The sequence below is a fragment of the Moorena sp. SIO3I6 genome (assembly GCF_010672095.1).
Genome location: NZ_JAAHHU010000522.1, coordinates 1 through 2,947 on the forward strand (window position 1 = coordinate 1; position 2,947 = coordinate 2,947).

Annotated in this window: 4 protein-coding genes; 1 reads left to right on the forward strand and 3 read right to left on the reverse strand. The window is 43.9% G+C overall.

Going from position 1 to position 2,947, the window contains the following annotated elements:
* A partial coding sequence (locus tag F6K49_RS38900) for a helix-hairpin-helix domain-containing protein (protein WP_293105853.1) occupies positions 1 to 737 on the forward strand: 737 nt, incomplete at its 5' end.
* Positions 738 to 758: 21 nt separating this feature from the next.
* Here F6K49_RS38900 and F6K49_RS38905 read toward each other — a convergent pair.
* From F6K49_RS38905 to F6K49_RS38915, 3 genes are all read right to left on the reverse strand, one after another.
* Positions 759 to 977, reverse strand: coding sequence for a hypothetical protein (locus tag F6K49_RS38905; RefSeq protein ID WP_293105856.1), 219 nt, complete (start codon positions 975 to 977; stop codon positions 759 to 761).
* Entirely contained in the window at positions 922 to 1,101 is a 180-nt protein-coding gene (gene rpsU / locus F6K49_RS38910) for a 30S ribosomal protein S21 (protein WP_008186741.1), read from the reverse strand. Before rpsU ends, F6K49_RS38905 begins: the two co-directional genes overlap by 56 nt.
* 164 nt (positions 1,102 to 1,265) lie before the next feature.
* A complete protein-coding gene (locus F6K49_RS38915) occupies positions 1,266 to 2,498 on the reverse strand; it encodes a transposase (protein ID WP_293105859.1) in 1,233 nt (410 codons plus the stop codon).
* Positions 2,499 to 2,947 lie beyond the last annotated feature (449 nt).

Below are 2,947 nucleotides of genomic sequence, written 5' to 3' on the forward strand. Positions count from 1 at the left end.
CTCGCTGTATTAATTCATCTTGTCCTGCTATTGTTAAGGGCACTCTCACCCACTGGGCAAGTCGTAATGCTCTTGATATTAATGGTTTGGGGGAAAAGATTGTAGAACAATTGGTAGACCAAGGCTTAGTGACATCTGTTGCTGACCTTTATGATTTAACCCTAGAGCAGCTGGTGTCATTGGAGCGTATGGGGCATAAGTTAGCCCAGAAGTTGCTAAATGCGATCGCAAAATCCAAAACCCAACCTTGGTCACGAGTCCTTTATGGGTTAGGGATTCGTCATGTGGGTAGTGTCAATGCTCAAACCCTTGCCCAGACTTTTCCTACCATTGAGCAGTTGGCTCAAGCAACCGTCACCGATATTGAGGGAATCTACGGCATTGGACCAGAAATTGCTCAGTCTGTCTGGGGTTGGTTTCAGATTTCCAGCAACCAGACCTTGATTACTCGATTGCGAGAAGCGGGTTTACAGTTAGAAGCCTCTACTAAAACTAGAGCGCTAGATAAAACCCAACCCTTAACCGGAAAAACCTTTGTGATTACTGGCACTTTGCCTACCCTCAAGCGTAGTGAAGCGAAAGACTTGATTCAAAACGCTGGTGGTAAGGTTACTAGTTCAGTTAGTGCCAAAACTGATTATTTGGTGGTTGGGGAAGATGCTGGTTCTAAGTTAGAAAAGGCTAAAGAATTAGGAATTACCCAATTAAGTGAATCCCAGTTGTTGGACTTGCTTTAACTGAACCTATTCCAAACAAATCTACGTTAGCGATTCCCGATTCCCGATTCCCGATTCCCGATTCCCGATTCCCGATTTCTTATACTGTGCTTGGTTCAACCGGTCAGGTGATAGGGAGGGAGTAAGCCCAGCAAAAAACCCCGCGTCTGATGACCGGGGAGTGTTGACAGTGTCAATTGAAGGTTTAGCGGTAACGACGCTTGCGTCTGCGAGCGATCGCTTTGCGCTTTTTCTTTTCAATGGGAGTCTCAAAGTGACGTAGACGCTTCATATCAGCAAAAATTCCTGCTTTAGAGACTTGTCGCTTAAATCTACGCAGGGCTGACTCAATACCTTCATTTTCACCGACAACCACTTGGGTCATACTAAATTAATCCTCCTAAATTTGAACAAAAAATTCTACCTATACTATCATACAATTATACTATCTAGCAATATTGCTGATAACAAGACGTGACAGGATATTACCCAGCAGGGTGAATACCCGACAGAATCTGCCTGGGTGATTATACCTTGACACTCCCCGTCCTAGAAGAACGGGGATTCTTGCTTCAACGAGCCAACTTGCTCAACCAGACCGGAATCAGGAAGAGTAGAGGTTGATTCTCCGCAAGCGTTCGGATCAATGATCCAAGTTCCGGTGTGCCCCACCGTACTCAAGGCTCTTGTTCTAATGTTGATGGCGGCGTTGTGGTCTCTGTCTAGTTCGCACCCACACTTGCAAGTATGAGTTCGAGTTGATAGCGACTTTTTGACCACTTCACCACAACTAGAACAGTTCTGGCTAGTGTAGGCAGGATTAACTGCAACGGTTATTCTGCCAAACTTGACGCCAAAGTGCTCCATCCATTTTCGGAACTGATACCAACCTGCATCATTAATAGACTTAGCAAGACAATGATTTTTTGCTAGATTTTTTACTCTTAAGTCTTGCCTTCGGCACGCTGCGCGAACGTAGGCGACCAAGTCGTTAGACCGGATTACGCAACGTGCGAGTCTCTTGGCATGTTCTTCACGTTGCCTACTTATCTTGAGATGTGTCCTGCCTAATCTATTAACGGCTTTTTTACGGTTGGATGAGCCTTTCTTTTTTCGGGATACTCGACGCTGATAGAACTTAAGGCGCTTTTCTCCCTTTCGATAAAACCTTGGGTTAGGTTCAGTATTCCCATCAGAATCAGTGTAAAAATCTTTAAGTCCTACATCCAGTCCGATAGTTTTACCGGTTGATTCTAATTCTTCATTGATATCGACTGAAACGCAGAACTGGACATAGTACCCATCTGCTCGCCAAACTATTCTAACCCGCTTAATTTGTTTCTTATCAAAGCGCCACAAGTCCCATTTACCCTTGAGTTTAAGCTTCCCAATTCCTTTTTTATCTGTGAAAGTGATTGATTTTTTATCAGGGGACAATTTCCATCCTGATTGCTTATACTCAACCGATCTCACCTTTTTCTTGAACTTGGGAAACCCTTTCTTTCCGGGTACCTTTTTCTTGCAATTGTCGTAAAATTTCGCGATTGATGACCATGCTCGTTCGGACGCGGCCTGACGAGCACTAGAGTTCAACTCATTAGCAAAAGGAAACTGTTTGGCCAAAACCTTGCAATATTTGCTAAGGTCGTACTTCCCAGTTCCTTTGTTGTCCAACCACAAGCGAATACAGCTATTACGGATAAACTTCACTGTCCGAATAGCTTCGTCTATAGCTGAATATTGGTGTTTTTTGCCCCATGCTTTGAACTCTAGAATGATCATTGACCTAAGGTCACGCTCCGCGAACGAAGATCGATCTGTTTCGATAAACTCCAAAATTAACATGCTTGGCGACAACTGTCAATATAGATTCTAAAAAAAAAAGCCGTCCTAGAAGGACGGGGCTTTAAACCCAATATTTTTGGTAAAAATACTGGGATAAAAAAATTATTTAAAAAATTAGGGTTGATTAAGATGAAGGTAAGCTATAAGCTATCAGCAGCTAGCTATCAGCTATAAGCTATCAGCAACCAGCTATTATGCAAAGGCTGACGGCACCTTAAGTAGCGTGGCTGAACGCGCACGCATGAGCTAAAAGCTCAGGGCTGACGGCTGACGGCTGACGGCTGATTGCTTACGGATGAAGTTTAGCGATCGCATTTTCAATCAACTCAACTCCTTGCTCAACCGTCTCTATTCTACTGAGTTTCTTACGCAATTCCCCTGCTCCA

What these genes read in the sequence shown, in the direction of transcription:
- rpsU (WP_008186741.1), bottom strand. Translation starts at nt 1,101, where the DNA reads ATGACCCAAGTGGTTGTCGGTGAAAATGAAGGTATTGAGTCAGCCCTG.
- F6K49_RS38915 (WP_293105859.1), bottom strand. Translation starts at nt 2,498, where the DNA reads ATGATCATTCTAGAGTTCAAAGCATGGGGCAAAAAACACCAATATTCA.